The organism is Marinigracilibium pacificum (assembly GCF_012926615.1).
Lineage (GTDB): Bacteria > Bacteroidota > Bacteroidia > Cytophagales > Cyclobacteriaceae > Mangrovivirga > Mangrovivirga pacifica.
Window position 1 is genome coordinate 185,099 of record NZ_JABBNU010000011.1, and the last position, 15,804, is coordinate 200,902.

At 33.0% G+C, this 15,804-nt stretch carries 11 protein-coding genes; 3 read left to right on the forward strand and 8 right to left on the reverse strand.

Translation table 11 applies throughout. From position 1 onward, the window contains the following. Window positions 1-20 precede the first annotated feature (20 nt). Together HH304_RS17520 and HH304_RS17525 are read right to left on the reverse strand one after the other, a co-directional pair. A complete protein-coding gene (locus tag HH304_RS17520; RefSeq protein ID WP_169684572.1) occupies window positions 21-1,064 on the reverse strand; it encodes a serine hydrolase domain-containing protein in 1,044 nt (347 codons plus the stop codon). Between the two features lie 82 nt (window positions 1,065-1,146). Then, the gene (locus HH304_RS17525) at window positions 1,147-2,556 is read right to left on the reverse strand and encodes a tetratricopeptide repeat protein (protein ID WP_169684573.1); all 1,410 of its coding nucleotides are present in this window, start codon (window positions 2,554-2,556) and stop codon (window positions 1,147-1,149) included. Between the two features lie 277 nt (window positions 2,557-2,833). On the opposite strand from HH304_RS17525, the gene HH304_RS17530 reads away from it, so the two are divergent. Next, on the forward strand, window positions 2,834-4,486 hold the full coding sequence (locus tag HH304_RS17530) for a GMC family oxidoreductase (protein WP_169684574.1): 1,653 nt from the start codon (window positions 2,834-2,836) through the stop codon (window positions 4,484-4,486). Here the strand turns inward: HH304_RS17530 and HH304_RS17535 are convergent. After that, window positions 4,435-5,469 (reverse strand): lysophospholipid acyltransferase family protein, encoded by a 1,035-nt coding sequence (locus HH304_RS17535; protein WP_169684575.1) that lies wholly within the window; start codon window positions 5,467-5,469, stop codon window positions 4,435-4,437. The two genes, HH304_RS17530 and HH304_RS17535, sit on opposite strands and share 52 nt — an antisense overlap. Further along, window positions 5,466-6,380 (reverse strand): bile acid:sodium symporter family protein, encoded by a 915-nt coding sequence (locus tag HH304_RS17540; protein WP_169684576.1) that lies wholly within the window; start codon window positions 6,378-6,380, stop codon window positions 5,466-5,468. Before HH304_RS17540 ends, HH304_RS17535 begins: the two co-directional genes overlap by 4 nt. A 172-nt stretch (window positions 6,381-6,552) precedes the next feature. Here HH304_RS17540 and HH304_RS17545 point away from each other — a divergent pair, with 172 nt between their 5' ends. Beyond that, on the forward strand, window positions 6,553-6,981 hold the full coding sequence (locus HH304_RS17545) for a peptidylprolyl isomerase (protein WP_169684577.1): 429 nt from the start codon (window positions 6,553-6,555) through the stop codon (window positions 6,979-6,981). A 22-nt stretch (window positions 6,982-7,003) separates the two neighbouring features. Here the strand turns inward: HH304_RS17545 and HH304_RS17550 are convergent, their stop codons facing one another. From HH304_RS17550 to HH304_RS17560, 3 genes are all read right to left on the reverse strand, one after another. Next, a complete protein-coding gene (locus HH304_RS17550) occupies window positions 7,004-7,945 on the reverse strand; it encodes a YheT family hydrolase (protein ID WP_169684578.1) in 942 nt (313 codons plus the stop codon). A gap of 120 nt (window positions 7,946-8,065) precedes the next feature. Continuing rightward, complete coding sequence (locus HH304_RS17555; RefSeq protein ID WP_169684579.1) at window positions 8,066-9,370, reverse strand: dihydrolipoamide acetyltransferase family protein; 1,305 nt, start codon at window positions 9,368-9,370, stop codon at window positions 8,066-8,068. A gap of 163 nt (window positions 9,371-9,533) precedes the next feature. Beyond that, the gene (locus tag HH304_RS17560) at window positions 9,534-10,778 is read right to left on the reverse strand and encodes a competence/damage-inducible protein A (RefSeq protein WP_169684580.1); all 1,245 of its coding nucleotides are present in this window, start codon (window positions 10,776-10,778) and stop codon (window positions 9,534-9,536) included. A gap of 76 nt (window positions 10,779-10,854) precedes the next feature. Between HH304_RS17560 and HH304_RS17565 the strand changes: the two genes are divergently transcribed. Next, a complete protein-coding gene (locus tag HH304_RS17565; protein ID WP_169684581.1) occupies window positions 10,855-11,580 on the forward strand; it encodes a DUF4197 domain-containing protein in 726 nt (241 codons plus the stop codon). A gap of 31 nt (window positions 11,581-11,611) precedes the next feature. On the opposite strand, the gene HH304_RS17570 is transcribed toward HH304_RS17565, so the two are convergent. Continuing rightward, window positions 11,612-15,790 (reverse strand): S8 family serine peptidase, encoded by a 4,179-nt coding sequence (locus HH304_RS17570; protein WP_169684582.1) that lies wholly within the window; start codon window positions 15,788-15,790, stop codon window positions 11,612-11,614. Between the last annotated feature and the right edge of the window lie 14 nt (window positions 15,791-15,804).

The following is a 15,804-nucleotide window of genomic DNA, read 5'->3' on the forward strand; positions in this document are numbered from 1 at the left end:
CGTGATGAAATTTTGAAGGTCTAATTTAATTCCAATAAGTTTAGAATTTCTGGCAACTGGCTATTTATACTGCTAAATCCATAATTACATAAAATGATCAAGGAGATTTCTGAATCTGGAATATAATAGACGATAGAATTATAGCCTTCACTATTACCTTCAAAACCAAAACAGGTTGTGGTTTGACCTATAACTTTATCGAAAATGAAGGGAGTTTGATCATTATTGAATAGTCTTTCATAGGTTCCTTTAGAAATGTATTCACTATTGAATAGAAAATCAATCATTTTCAGTATGTCATTTCCACTAGAGAATAATGCCCCTTCGGGATAGTGATAGCTTTCTTTTTCGGGTAGTAATTCTATGATTTCTTCCCCTTTAGTTTTTACATAAGCATGAGCATACTTACTATCATTTTTATCATACTTTAGTATTTGATCAAGGACTGTAAACTCAGATCTAGGAAGATCTATTTTTTGACCAACACTTTTGTAAAAATAATCTGGAAATTTCTCATTGCTTATACTTTCAATAATTGCACCTATCAAAATGCTATTTGTATAGCTATAACTTATTTTACCTTGGACTACTGAGTCTGATTTTTCAGCTATTTCTTTTACTAATGATCTGTAGTCAACATATTCTGTTACATCATTATTGAATTTAATATCTGTTAGTCCGGAAGTATGCGTTAGTAAGTGATATACTTTTAATTCGGGGAATTTATTCAGTTCAGGTAAATAATTTGCTACTTGATTATCGGGGTCAATTTTTTTCTCTTCAAGAAGCAGTGCTATTGATAATAATTTGGCAATATCTGATCCACTATTTAAGTTAAATTCGGTATCACTTGTTAATAATTCCTCATCTTGAAATTCAGCATAACCAAAAGCTTTATCATATTTAACTTTGCCTTTTTGGCTAATTAATGCAATGCCTGAAAAATCACCTATCCGGTAACTTTCTTCTAAAAATGAATTGAAATTTTTAATGCTGGATTTACTCTGACCAAAGAATGTTAAAGTTGAGGCCTGAATTAATAATAAAAATAATACTAATCTCATTTTTTAAAAAATCTTATACCTGACTCTTAATATGAATAATCAGTAATATAATAGTATTATTTTTATTTTCTAAAGGTGAGGTTTATTTTTCTAAGGTTATCGTAATTTGTTTGATAACCTTATCAAGTTCTTTTAAAGCCTTCTTTAATCTGCAGTTATACTCTTTCTCTTCAAAGGCATTAATCATGTTATTTTCAAGTAGCTGAATCAAGCCAAGGATAGTAGCAACTGGAGCTCTTAATTTATGAGAATTAATGAATGCATATTCTTTAAGCTGTTCATTCTTTAACTCTAGTTCCTGAGTTCTTTCTGATACACGATTTTCAAGGTTTTGATTTAAAGAATTAAGCTCTTTTGCCTGCTTCTGAATCAGGTTATTTTTCTTTTTAAGTTGATTTATATATTTGACTTTAGTGTCATATCTCTTTTTTGCTGTATAAAAAAGGTATCCTGTCAAGATAAGAATTATTAACCCTAGGATAATAATGAAAGACTGAAGTCTTACTTGTTTTTTGCTATAATTAAGTGCTTTGTTATTCAATTCATTTTGCTTTTCAAGCAGTTTAATTTCATTTCTTTTTTGTTTAAGTTCATAGTCCTTTTGAAGTACTTCTATTCCTGTTGCAAGTTCACTTTGTTTTATACTATGTCTTAATTCATCTGCTTGTTTATAAAAATCAAGAGATTTTTGGAAATCACCTAAAACATAGTAACATTCATGAAGAATGAAAAGTGCATCAATTTCTTCTTTATAACTATTCCCTTTTTTTGCATTTTCTTTTGTCTTAAGTGCCCATTCAATTGCATTATTTATTTGACCATCTTTTAAATAGTAATCAGCATATATTCTGTAATTATTAGACCGTAGCCTCAGATTATTTAATTGCTTATTAATATTCATTGACTGTTTTATGAAGTTTCCAGCCTCTTCATAATTACCGGATTTTAAATTTACTTCTCCAAGATTGGATAGGTTAAAAGCGACACCGGTTAAATTGTTTATTTTTCGATTTACATCTAATGCATTATTTAAATGATAAGAAGCTGAATCAAATTTTTCAATCTGGATATAATTGTTTGCCAGGTTATTATATGCTCTACTAACTTTTGTTAAACTATTTGATTTTAATGCTACCTCTAAACTCTTTGTATAATATTCTGTAGCTGCATTATGATCCTTGGTGTTGTTATAGATCATTCCTATTAGGTTGTAGCAATCAGATTGATCTGCTTCACTATCTGTCCTTGATAAACTGTAGTTTAATGCCTGAAAAGCTTTTTCAAGAGCTGTATAGTGAATTCCCAGGTTCATGTAATACAACCCAATTACTACAGCATTTTTTTCAAGGCAATATGGATTTTGAATCTTTTCGGCAATTGTATAACCTATATTACCGTAGTAATACCCACTATCAGGATTTAAATCAAAGAATAAATAACCGATTTTGGCATAGATAGCTGACCTGGAACTGTCGTTTGTGACATTTTCCAATTGATGTTGTAGATGTTTGATTTCATCCGATTTTTTATTGACTTGACTTATGGAATTGTACAATGAAAAAACCGAAAATATAATAAAAAAAATAATTGACCTCATACCATCAGCTACACAATAAAAACTTTGCTTCCTTACAGGAGAAGCAGTATATTTTCTATATTGGATCAAGGAATATAAAATATTTCCTTGTTAATAGTTTTATTTTTTCTGTAAAGATTGACAGTTAGTGTCAATTTATTTGATATGTTAAATTTAATCAAAAAATAATTCAATGAGTTTCGATTATATCATTATAGGTGCCGGATCTTCAGGGAGTGTTTTGGCTAATAGGCTAAGTGCAATTGAGCAAGTTAAAGTATTACTTCTAGAAGCTGGAAGCAGAGATTCAAAACCTGAAATACATATTCCCGGAGCATATACGAAACTCAATAATTCTGAAGTAGATTGGGCATTTTGGACTGAGGAACAACCTAACGTATTGAATAGAAAAATTTTTGTGCCCAGGGGCAAAACGCTCGGAGGATGCAGCAGTACAAATGCAATGGCATATGTAAGAGGGAGTAAATACGATTTCGATGAATGGAATCAATTGGGTAATAATGGTTGGGGATATCAATCGGTCTTGCCTTATTTTAAAAAGTCTGAACACAATGAAAATTTGAATGATGAATATCATGGTCAGAATGGTGAACTGAACGTAACTTTTTCAAAACAACCGACAGAATTGGGAAGTGCTTTTATAGATGGATGTGAGGAAATGGGAATTCCATATAATCCAGACTATAATGGTGAAGAGCAAATTGGAGCTAGTATGCTTCAGTTTAATATAAAAAACAATCAACGACATAGTGCGGCTAAAGCCTTTTTAAAGCCTATTTTGAATAGAAAGAATCTAACTATTATTACGAAAGCTTTTGTTCAGAAGGTAATAATTGAGAATGGTACTGCCATTGGTGTTGAAGTTGATGTCAAGGGTGAACGAAAATATTTTTCTTGTAATAAAGAGATTATTTTATCTGCCGGAGCTATCCAGTCTCCTCAATTACTTATGATTTCAGGAATTGGACCGGCTAAAAAATTAAATGAGTTTGGAATTAAATTACATGCAGATCTACCAGGTGTTGGTCAGAATTTAATTGACCATATCTGGAGTGGTATTTCAGGGAAAGTTGTAATTCCGACAGGGAATTCATTAATTAAACCTTTTAATATGTTCAAAGCTCTTTTTGAACATATCATATTTAAAAAAGGTCCATTAGGGAACAGTCCCTTAGAGGCAAATGCTTTTTTTAAGTCATCTTCTGATTTGTTAAGGCCAGACTTACAGTTTCATATGGCACCAATTGGGATTGCAAATGATTATTCGACTGACATATATAATTTGAATACATTTCCTAAAGAAAATGGTTTTGGATTAATGGTAATATTAATTAGGCCAGAAAGCAGGGGATATGTATCAATCAGGAGTAATTCTGCTTATGATGCTCCGGTAATCCAGCCAAAATTTCTAAGTGTTGAAAAAGATCTTGATGTATTAATTCATGGAATTAAGAAGGCAATTGATGTTGTTGAAAGTGATGCAATGAAAAAGTACTGTCCAAATGGAGTAGATTTTCCTGTCGATATATCAAATGATGACGTACTTAAAGAGCATATATTGAAATCCTTAGAAACTTTATATCACCCGGTAGGAACCTGTAAAATGGGTATTGATGAAATGGCTGTTACTGATGATAGACTAAAAGTAAGAGGTGTTAAGGGGTTAAGGGTAGTAGATGCATCTATAATGCCAACTATTATTTCAGGAAATACCAATGCTGCTGCAATAATGATCGCCGAAAAAGCTTCGGATATGATTCTTGAAGATAGTTCTCAGAGTATTTTTACTAGTGCAAGTGCAATGCCAACTAATAGTGATGCGTAGATAGGGTAAATGAAAATCTTACTTGTGAATGCAGCAGTAGCATAAAAGTGAGGGTCTTTTACTTTACTCAGAATTTGCTTTTTAATGATTGTTCTTGGAAGAAAGAATAATAAACCAGATAATTTATAAAGTACATTTTTTAATTGTGTAATTAAGATCAGTTTTTCATCTTTATGAATAGCGGTGCTCTTTTGAGTATTTAAATTTATTTGTCCAAGGTTTGAAATGTCATTATCCAATTGAGCTTGAATATCTTTTTTAACAACTCTTATATTATCCAGCTGTTCTTTAAGATCCTCATATTTCTCTTCAGGACTAATATGAAGGACTAATTTTTTTAGTGCTTTACTCAATTTATTAAGTAACGAATCATAAGCATTTCTCTCGTTTTCCTTATATTCTGTAAGGTGGTCTTGAACACTAATAGGATCTCCTATGATTATTAGCACTCTACTACGACTATTGAAATGGTCTTCATAATGGATTCCTATAGGAACGATTTTAATATTTTTTTGATATTGATTTCTTTCTTCAGTTTGAAAAACAATTCTTGCTATACCTTTTTGAAGAGGTCTTATCCTATACTTTAAATCATGATTTCCTTCAGGGAAAATTCCTAATACATTATTTTTTTCAAGAACAGAATAGGCTTCTTCAAAACTATCATTGTTTTTTCTGACATTACCAATTCCATCTCGAAATCTATAGATGGGAATCATCTTTAATGATCTTAAAACATTGTTTATGATTCCTTTTTTAAAAACACTGGCTCGGGTCAAAAAATGTGGGCTTCGCTTAGAAATAACACTTAGGATCAATGCATCAAGCAATGCGTTTTGATGGTTTGCAGCAAAAATAATTGGGCCTTTTGATGGTATTTTATCAAGTCCATTGACTTTAAATTCGCTGAAGTATAAACTACATGCGATTCTTACCCATAATTTTAATGGGTAGTATAATAAGTTGCCCAGGAATAATTTCATGCAGATGCAATGTTTTTATTTACACGTGCTTTATATGCAAAGATTTGAGAGATCAACAGACCCGAAATAATGTGCCAGATTCCCCACCAGGCAGCTATTAAGGCCATTCCTCCTTGACCACTGAAATAATTAAAAATAATTACCAGCCCCAGTCCGGAGTTTTGGATTCCTGTTTCAATCATGATAGCGGTGGCATCCGCATTTGAATTTCCTGTAATTTTACCCATTACATATCCTAACAAAAGAGCAGATAGATTATGGATTAAAACAAGGAAGAATACGTAATGCCAATATTGAAGGAACAGGTCGAAATTCTTTGAGAAGGCAACTACAATTATTGCTATAAGTACTAGTAAAGAAAGTGATTTAATTATCTTTTTAGCTTTTTCGCTAAAAACCGGAAATAATTTTCTCGTTAACATTCCAGACACCAATGGAATACCGATAATGATACTTATGGTTTTCATCATTTTCCAGAAATCAACTTCTACATCAATATTCTTTTTATTCCCCAATAATTCTCCCCAAATTTCGAGGTTTAATGGGGTAAAAATGATTGCCAGAAATGAAGCGGCAATTGTAAGTGTTACTGAGAGCGCAACGTTTCCTTTACTTAATGAAGTGAAAAAGTTAGATACGTTTCCACCGGGACAGGCAGCTACTAAAATCATACCCATTGCAAGACCTGGTAAAGGATTCATTAAAAGCACTAACACAAATGTTAGAGCTGGTAATAAAATGAATTGTGAAACAATACCGCCAATGGCTGGTTTTGGGTTCTTTATTATGTCTTTGAAAGAGTTTAAGTTAAGATCTAACGAAACCCCATACATAATAAATGCGATACTAAGATTTAATAAAAACAGACTTTCTTCGTTAAAGTCAATTTGTACATTTTCAAGTTCTGACATCCTGGAAAATATTTTCAACCCGCAAAATTATCCAAAATATCATTAAATGACTTTAAAAAAAAGACCTTAGGTAGATTAATTCTTACACGTGATAAGTTACATTAATGAAAATTAGTCCTATGAGAAAAAATGAGCTAATTTTGTAAAGAATTAAATTTCAATTTTAACATATATGAAAGCAGAAATAATAACCGAAAAAGGGACTATGAAAGTGGAGTTCTATGAAAAAGATGCTCCAAATACAGTTAAGAATTTTGTGGATCTTTCAAAGAAAGGCTTTTATAATGGATTGACTTTTCACAGAGTTATTCCTGATTTTGTAATTCAGGGTGGATGTCCGGATGGTACCGGTGCAGGTGGTCCTGGTTATTCTATTGATTGTGAGTTAGATGGAGAAAACCAATATCACGACAGAGGAGTGCTTTCAATGGCTCATGCTGGTCGAAATACTGGTGGCTCTCAATTTTTCATTTGTCATAGCAGAGAGAATACTGCTCACCTGGATAGAAATCATACTTGCTTTGGCAAAGTGGTAGAAGGGTTAGATGTTATAGATGATATTCGTCAGGGAGATAAAATTCTTGAGATTAATATTTTCTAAATTCGAATAAGGGCATTGGATTTTATTCCTTTATAAATTTCAATGCCCGTTTTTCAGACCAGTATATTCTTTCTTTATTGAATTCTGTGAATCCTACATGTCCGCCTTTCTCAGGAAATTCAAAAACTATATTTTCATTTCTTTCTAATAATTCTTTAGGGTAGCATTCCTCTGGTAAAAATGGATCGTTTTTAGCGTTAACTATTAATGCAGGAATGTTGATCGAGGATACATAATTTATTGAACTGCACTTTTGATAGTAGTCTTTTGCATTTTTAAACCCGTGAATCGGTGCAGTATAGTGATCATCAAAATCATATAATGTCTTTATTTTCTGAAAGTGATCAGTAGTTAATTTATCTGGCATAAGCCTTGACTTTTCTGCAACCTTCAATTCCAGATTATTTAAAAATCGTCTTTCATATATGAAATTTGATGATTCTGAGATTTTTTTTGATCCGGCAGCAAGGTCTAGCGGTACGGAAAAAGCAATAACTTTTTTAACTTTTGAGTTAATTTCACTTCCATTTTCTCCACAATATTTCAATACAAGGTTTCCTCCAAGACTAAAACCTATCAAAATAACCGATTCATAACCAAGTTTAAGTCCATGATTTATTACTAAATCCAGATCGTCAGTTGCTCCGCTATGATAAAATCGCAGGTTTCTATTCATTTCACCACTACAACCACGGTAATTCCAGGCTAGAATATCCAGGCCATTCATGTGGAGTGCACGTGCCATTCCTTTTACGTAAGGTCTGTCGGAGCTTCCTTCAAGTCCATGACATATTACAACAAGATTGTTATTTTCTGCTCTTAACCAATCTAAATCAAGGAAATCATTATCCGGAGTTTCGATTCTTTCCCTTTGATAATTTACGTCCTTAACCTTTCTTAATAAGGATGGAAGAATGGTTTCTATGTGTGATGAAAAATAGATTTTTGGAGCTTTATATTGCATTGCCGTTTAATTATATCCGGAAAAGATTATCAATGATTAAACTGAATTTTGAATGTTCAGGTTTTGTAAAAATAAAAAAGTCCGGAGTTACCGGACTTTTTTAATGATGAATATTTTTTATTACAAATCCTGATTAATGTCAAATTTCTCAAGATAATCTGCTACTCTTCTTACAAACATACCTCCTAAAGCACCATCAACAACTCTGTGGTCATAGCTATGAGAAAGGAACATTTTATATCTGATTGCAATAGCATCTCCAGTTGGGGTTTCTATTACAGCAGGTTTTTTCTGTATCGCTCCAAGAGCAAGAATTCCAACTTGTGGTTGCATGATAATAGGAGTTCCCATTACATTTCCAAAGCTTCCAACGTTAGAAACAGTATAAGTTCCACCTTGAAGATCATCAGGTTTTAACTTATTGTCTCTGGCTCGTTTAGCTAAGTCATTTACTTTAAGAGTAATACCTGTAATGTTTAGTTGATCAGCATTGTGAATAACCGGAACAATCAGATTTCCTGTCGGTAAAGCTACAGCCATACCAATATTGATATCTTTTTTCTTAACGATCTTTGTGCCATCAACCTGGATGTTGATCATTGGATAATCTTTGATTGCTTTAACAACAGCTTCAATCATAATAGGAGTGAAGGTTAAGCTTCCACCATATCTGTTTTTGAAGTCGTTCTTATGTTTGTTTCTCCAGGTAACAAGATTAGTTACGTCAGCCTCAACAAAAGAAGTTACGTGAGGTGAAATTCGCTTAGAATCAACCATTCTTTCAGCGATCATTTTCCTCATTCGGTCCATCTCAATGATTTCATCTTCACCACCAATTGATACTGGTACTGATGGTTTAGGCTGAGGAGATGCAACACCATTATTTGAAACAACAGGAGCAGGGGTAGATGTTTTCCTTGTTTCAAGATAATTTAAAATATCTTTTTTAGTAACTCGGTTATCCTTACCTGTTCCAGGTATTCTTTCTAATTCTTCATTAGAAACATTTTCTTCTTTGGCAATATTTTTTACCAATGGAGAGTAAAAACGATCACTTTCAAATCGTGATTTATCGTCAGCTGCCATAGGGGTAGCAGCAACTACTTGTTTTTCTTCTTTTATTACCGGAGCAGCTTCTTCTTTTGATTCTGTGCCAGATGTATCAGTACTGCCTGATCCTTCACCTTCAGTTTCTATAACACATATCGGACTTCCAACTTGTACAACGTCACCTTCCTGAACCAATATTTCTTTTAAAACTCCGGCGTGCGTGGCAGGAACCTCTGTATCAACTTTGTCTGTCGCTACTTCTAAGACAGATTCGTCTTGTTCAATAGTGTCTCCTACCTGTTTTAGCCAAGTGAGAATAGTGCCTTCCATAACACTTTCTCCCATCTTGGGCATTACCATTTTTTCTAATGCCATGATTCGAGTGTTTTCAATGTTGTTTATTGAGTTCTTCAAAAGTAACAACAATTTTATAGATATTCAATAATGTTTACTTGAAATAATCATCTGCAAATCATTATTAATGATAGCTATTTTAGTATATTATTTCGTTTATAAACCTAACTGTAGAATATAATTCTTAAACTAAATGTCTTTTTAGTAAGTTTAGGGCTGCAATTGTACTATATTCGATATTAAGCAACCTGTTTTTGCCGAGGTTAATTTTCTTTGCAACGACCTGGTTTTCATCAGCATAACCTATCCATACAGTGCCGACTGGCTTTTCTGGGGTCCCACCGCCAGGACCTGCAATACCACTGGTAGATATTGCAATATCAGCATTTAGTAATTTCTTGGCTCCAATGGCCATCTGTTTAACAGTTTCTTCACTAACCGCACCTACCGAATCTAGGGTTTCTTCTTTAACACCTAAGACTTTCTTTTTTACATCATTACTATAACTGACAACAGACCCTAAAAAATACTCTGAACTACCAGGTACTTTGGTAATTGTTCTCGCTACATTACCACCGGTACAACTTTCTGCCGTGACTATTGTCTTACCTTTGGCTTTAAGCATTCTACCTATAGCTTCTTCTAGAGTTTCATCATCGTAACCAAAAATATAATCATTAATTAGTGGTTTGAATTCTTCAATTGTCTTTTCTAAATCAACAGTTAATTGTTCTTTATTACTTCCTTTCGCTGTAAATCTAAGCTTAACGATTCCAGGAGAAGGTAAATAAGCAAGTGCTATGTGTTTGGGAAGTTGCTTTTCTTTTTCACCAATTAGCTCGCTTAACCACGATTCTCCAATTCCAATTGTATTAATACGTTTATGTACAATTGCCGAAGGTTTGAATTTTGTTAGTATTTGAGGTAAAACTCTTTCTTTCATTAGAAATTTCATCTCATAAGGTACACCTGGCATTGATACAAAAACAGTATTATTTCTTTCCATCCACATTCCCGGAGCAGTGCCCATATCATTTTTCAGATACAGTGCTTTGGTGGGTAACTCAGCCTGTTTCTTGTTAATAGGAGTTAATTCTCTGTCAATTTTTTTAAATAAGTCAGAAAGGTCCTCTAAAGCTTCCTTTCTCATTTCTAATTTATCATTGAAGTATTCTGTGATACACGGTTTTGTAAGATCATCAGGAGTAGGGCCTAAACCACCAGTGATTAATACTATGTCGGCGCTTTTTTCAGCTTCAGCAAAAGCACTTAAAATATCTTCTTTATTATCACCAATTGTTAGTCTTTTGATAGTATTGATACCGGCTTCATCTAAAAAGGCGCTCATCCACTGAGCGTTTGTATCTACGATCTGACCATATAATATTTCATCACCTATTGTGATGATAAATGCGCTAATTTCTTGCATGGTATGGTTGTTGATATGTTTTATAAGTATTTTCGAATTTAATTACTTCTAACGAATTGAGTTTAATTTTTTTTATATGAAAAAGAACCAGATTTTTATTCTACTTGTTTTTTTATTTGCTGCCTGTACGACATCTCAGATTCAACAATCCATGGATATAGTAAATGGGGCTATTGGAGGAACTACCGGCACAGCTTTATCATCTGCTGATGTAGCAAATGCACTTAAGCAAGCTCTTGAGCAGGGAACTATTAAAGGAACAGAAAATGCCTCAAAGGTGGATGGTTATTTTGGAAACCCTCTTTTAAAAATTCCATTCCCGGAGGAAATTAGCAAAGCAGAAACCAGACTTAGAAGCGTTGGCTTAAATAAACCTGTTGATGATTTTATCTTATCAATGAACAGAGCTGCTGAAAAAGCTGCAATTGAGGCAAAGCCCATTTTTATAAGCGCTATTAAATCTATGACTATCCAGGATGCCTGGAATATATTGAAAGGTAACGATGATGCTGCGACTCAATATTTGAGAAAAACTACTTATAGCCAACTGGTTAATAAATTTCAGCCACCAATTCATAATTCATTAAAAGCTGTAAATGCAACTAAATATTATGGTGATGTAGCTTCTACTTATAACAAGATTCCTTTAGTAGAACCTATTGAGGTGAATTTGGATAAGTATGTTACTGAAAAAGCTGTTGATGGACTGTTTGAGTTAATCAAAAAGGAAGAAGCTAACATAAGAGAAAATCCGGTAGCAAGAACTACTGATTTGATGAAAAGAGTTTTCTCTCAGCAATAAAATACTTTTAAAAAAATATTTTCGGGCATTGCTATTCTTTGATGAATGGCAATGCTTTTTTATTGCCTGAATTATCAAAATAAACAAAGTAATAAACCCCCGGTGTAAGCAACCTAAGGTCTGCCTGTCCTTCATTTCCTGAAGAAAATAATCTTCCGTTAGCATTGTAAATAGACCATTTACTTATTTTATGGTAGTTACGAATCAGTAAATTATCCTGAGCTGGACTAGGGTAAACAGAAATTTGAGCTAAATCATTACCTTCTATTCCGGTTATAATTGGTTCGTTCATAGCTACAATGGTTTTGAAATTTTGGTGAGTACAACCAAATTGATCCGTAGCTATTAGTGAAAATGTATAATTTCCCGTATTGTTAATGTAAAAGTCTACAGAATCACCTTCATAAGAGGCCCCTCCAGGTAATGTCCAATTATATGTTTCATAAAATTGATTTTCCGCCCACAGTTGGATATTATTTTCGATTTCCAGATTAAGAGAATCTGTGCTTGATAAAATAACTGGTTCTTCATTTGGAATTATATCTATTTTAACTGCTTTGGAATTGCCAAAATAGTAACCAGTATAGTTTACGATATACAATGAATCTAATAACTCCGGATTATTTATTGTGAACTGATCTCCTTTGTATATAAGGTTGGAAAGCTCTTTATCAGAATAGAAAAGATATATATAATCTTCAGGGGAATCAATTGTTATTTGAGAGTTAGTACATGAGTAAATGGTATTCGGAATAGTTACTGGAAAAGGTTTAGGGGTGATGATTTGTGTTTCACTATTAGAGCAACCCAATGAATCGGTAACTGATAGAGTGACTGTATTAGTCTCATTATTTGTAAGCTCATAATAGGTAATTGATTCATTTGAAAGTAAATCTCCCTGAAAGTACCACGTATAATTTTTATGCTCGTCAAAATTTGGTTTGAAAATCAAAGATCTTTCAGAATCAAGATCATGAAAAATAGAAAATGTTGCGTCAGGTTTTATAATCGAAATTATGATTTCGGTAGGCTCAGTAAAAATTTCATTTTCTTTTCCAGAAACAAATATTGAAGTATCTGAACTGATTTTATTTAAGGTAAAATTGTAGCCGGAATCAAGAAGGTTATTCATATAACCATCTGAAAAGAAGTATAAAGTTTCATTTGATTCAAAGGTGATATGAAGGCTATCTCCTTTACATACTTCGAAAAAGTCTTGTTGTATAATTGGTTTCCGAGGCCTGTTGATAACATTCAGATTTTTAGAAATTGAACTAAAACAGCCAAATTTACTAACTATTGAAAGTTCAATGTTAAAGGTTCCTTCCTCAGTAAACTTTATCCTTGGAATATTATTTGAAGACATAATCCCATTTCCAAAGTCCCATGAATATGAAATAGAGTTTAAGTTAACAGGTGTAAATACTGCTGCACTATCTGAGCTTTCGCTTAAAAATAATGGGCTTTCGGATATGTTGAATTCAGCATTGGTCTCATCAATATTTATACTGATGCCTTTTAAAATTCCTAAGTCTGCTTCTGAATATCCTCGATAATATATTACTGTATCCTGATTCACATTAATCAATGATAAGGTCTCACCAGAGTAAATTATACTGTTACCTCTTGGATCACTATAAAATTGGAATGTACCGTTTCCCGGAGAGATATTAATATCCTCACCTTTACAGATGGTGTAATTCTGTTCAATTACCGGATTATCAATTATTTTTTGATATGCTGATTTAGCTTTATCAATATTATTTTTTAGATCATTAATTGTATTGCCCGCTGTAATTACAAAAACAACCTTTTTTAAGGAATCAGGATCAATTTTATCTATTAATAATCCAGTGAAACCACCAACGTCGTTGCCATTGCCTTCCTGTCCGGCAACTTTTTTGTCTGAGTTTATTAAAAGATCAGCTTTTTGCGATATCGATATGGGATTTGGAATATCTGTTTGATTTGAATTGAAATTATTAAGGTCCAGTCCGACACTTATAAATTTTTCATTTGTATTTATTATTCCAATTCCACTTATCATTTCTGAATCCTGAGAAGTAGAATATCCTAAAAAGGATGAGTCATCTGTGAAGAATCTATTTAATGAATCATTTCCTATGGCATAATCTGCCAGGAGACTAAAATATAATTGTTCAATAGCTGAATTAGAGCGATTGTATATATTGTATTCAATTATTATAAAATCTCCATCCGAATTATCTGCAATCAAATGTTCTTCAACCAAAATTTTACTACCTGGTTTTTCAAATCTTCCTATTAACTCTGGATATTGAACTCCATTTCTCTTTGTAAACTTTATGGGCTTTAATGATATAAAGTCTTTATTGTGTTCAGGAGTTAAATGATTTATAAAACTATTATCGGCAGTATCTGATTGAGAAAAATAAAATACTCCCAGGCTCCTGGCCAACAATTGTTCATTATACTTCAGTCCGATACCTCGTTGTAGTGAATCTGCATCAAATGCAAGATTCCCACTAGACCCAACTGTCATTTGAAGGTTTTTACCACTTATTTCCAGGTATGAATTTTCTGTGAAGATGTCAAAAGTTTGATCAGCAGAATAGTCTAAATCAGTAAAATGGATACTAAACCTCAGTTGTTGATTAGCTGGTGTGTTTTCATCAATGTAAATTTTAAATGGTGAAGCATTGTTAGATTTCCATTGGTTTATATTAAGATTTCCAATTTCAAAAACTGAATCTACAATAGTAACAAATGGACTTTCGCTACGAAGAATAGCTTTTGCATTAGATGAAGCACTTAATAAATTTGAAACAGAAATTTCTATTGAAAGAGAATCCCCGAAAAAAGCAAATTTCCCCAGCTTTGAATAATAGTTAAAATCAATCATTCTCAAAGAGGGAGTAGTATAATCTAAAAGAGCTCTTCCGATATTTAGTCTACCTGAACCTAATTTACCATTATAGTCATTATTTTTCCCGATGTTTTCGATATTATCAGCAGTTACCCGGATTCTTTCCATTACTTGAAGTGCGCTCAGGTCAGGGTATCTTGCTCTGATAAGAGCAGCAGTAGCAGAAACCATTGGAGTTGAAAGGCTTGATCCTTGAGAGTAAAACTTCCTTTCATTATTAGAAGTGATATATATTGATTTGCCAGGTGCCATTATATCTATGAATGGACTATATGATGCGAAATCTGCTTTTTCGTCATTGTAATTTGTTGATCCTACTGATAAAACATTGTTATATGAAGCAGGATAAAAATCAAATTCACCGTGGGTATTTCCTGCTGCAGCAACTACCACAACATCTAATTCTAAAACAATGTAGTCAATGAGCTCCTCAACATATTTACTTCTGGCATTTGGAGCGCCCCAGCTCAGATTTAACACCTTACACCCATTTTCAGCGGCAAAAACCATTGCTTCGTACCCTCGGTAAAAAAAGTTACCCTCGGAAGTGAATATTTTATAGGGAACAAATTTTGTATTAAAACCAACGCCAGCAAAACCAACACCATTATCAGTATCTGAAAACCCAACGGCAGTTACCGAAGTACCATGACCACTTTTGTCTGCAGTGGGATCATTATCATCATTTGCAAAATCATATCCTTTATAATTATCAACCAGACCATCTCCATCATCATCTATTCCATTTACAGGGTCGTTATAGTTAATGTAAATGTTCTTTTGAAGATCGGAATGTTCAGGATCGTATCCAGTATCTAATACTCCTACATACACATTATTATTTCCTTGTTCATGGCTCCATGCTTGATAGGCATTGATCGTTTTCAGATATGTTAATTTACCAGTTCCAGGAGCAGCATCAGGATCATCCGGAGTATATAGTGGCTTCATCAAATAGAATGGCTCGGCATATTCAATGTTTTCCATTGAATTTAGTTTATTAATGAGCTTTCTAATATCATGATTGCCGTCTGTACGAAGATAGATAAACCTGGATAGAAAAGGGTTTTCTACAATTCTGGCATTACCATTCTTGTTTCGGTTGAAGGGCTTTTCAAAGCCTTTGATACCATCAATTTGAAGAAATTCTTCAGGTGAAAATGCTGTTGTTCTAGATTTATTTGAAGTAGAATTAGTTTCTTTTATTTTAACAACTATTAAATCCTGAGCAATTTCCGGACTTAAGCTTTGCCCAAAAACAAAACCAGGCAAGAATATAAACAATATGACTAATACCTTCTGCAAATTATTATAGTTAA

What these genes read in the sequence shown, in the direction of transcription:
- HH304_RS17520 (WP_169684572.1), bottom strand. Translation starts at nt 1,064, where the DNA reads ATGAGATTAGTATTATTTTTATTATTAATTCAGGCCTCAACTTTAACA.
- HH304_RS17540 (WP_169684576.1), bottom strand. Translation starts at nt 6,380, where the DNA reads ATGTCAGAACTTGAAAATGTACAAATTGACTTTAACGAAGAAAGTCTG.
- HH304_RS17530 (WP_169684574.1), top strand. Translation starts at nt 2,834, where the DNA reads ATGAGTTTCGATTATATCATTATAGGTGCCGGATCTTCAGGGAGTGTT.
- HH304_RS17555 (WP_169684579.1), bottom strand. Translation starts at nt 9,370, where the DNA reads ATGGCATTAGAAAAAATGGTAATGCCCAAGATGGGAGAAAGTGTTATG.
- HH304_RS17535 (WP_169684575.1), bottom strand. Translation starts at nt 5,469, where the DNA reads ATGAAATTATTCCTGGGCAACTTATTATACTACCCATTAAAATTATGG.
- HH304_RS17545 (WP_169684577.1), top strand. Translation starts at nt 6,553, where the DNA reads ATGAAAGCAGAAATAATAACCGAAAAAGGGACTATGAAAGTGGAGTTC.
- HH304_RS17560 (WP_169684580.1), bottom strand. Translation starts at nt 10,778, where the DNA reads ATGCAAGAAATTAGCGCATTTATCATCACAATAGGTGATGAAATATTA.
- HH304_RS17565 (WP_169684581.1), top strand. Translation starts at nt 10,855, where the DNA reads ATGAAAAAGAACCAGATTTTTATTCTACTTGTTTTTTTATTTGCTGCC.
- HH304_RS17550 (WP_169684578.1), bottom strand. Translation starts at nt 7,945, where the DNA reads ATGCAATATAAAGCTCCAAAAATCTATTTTTCATCACACATAGAAACC.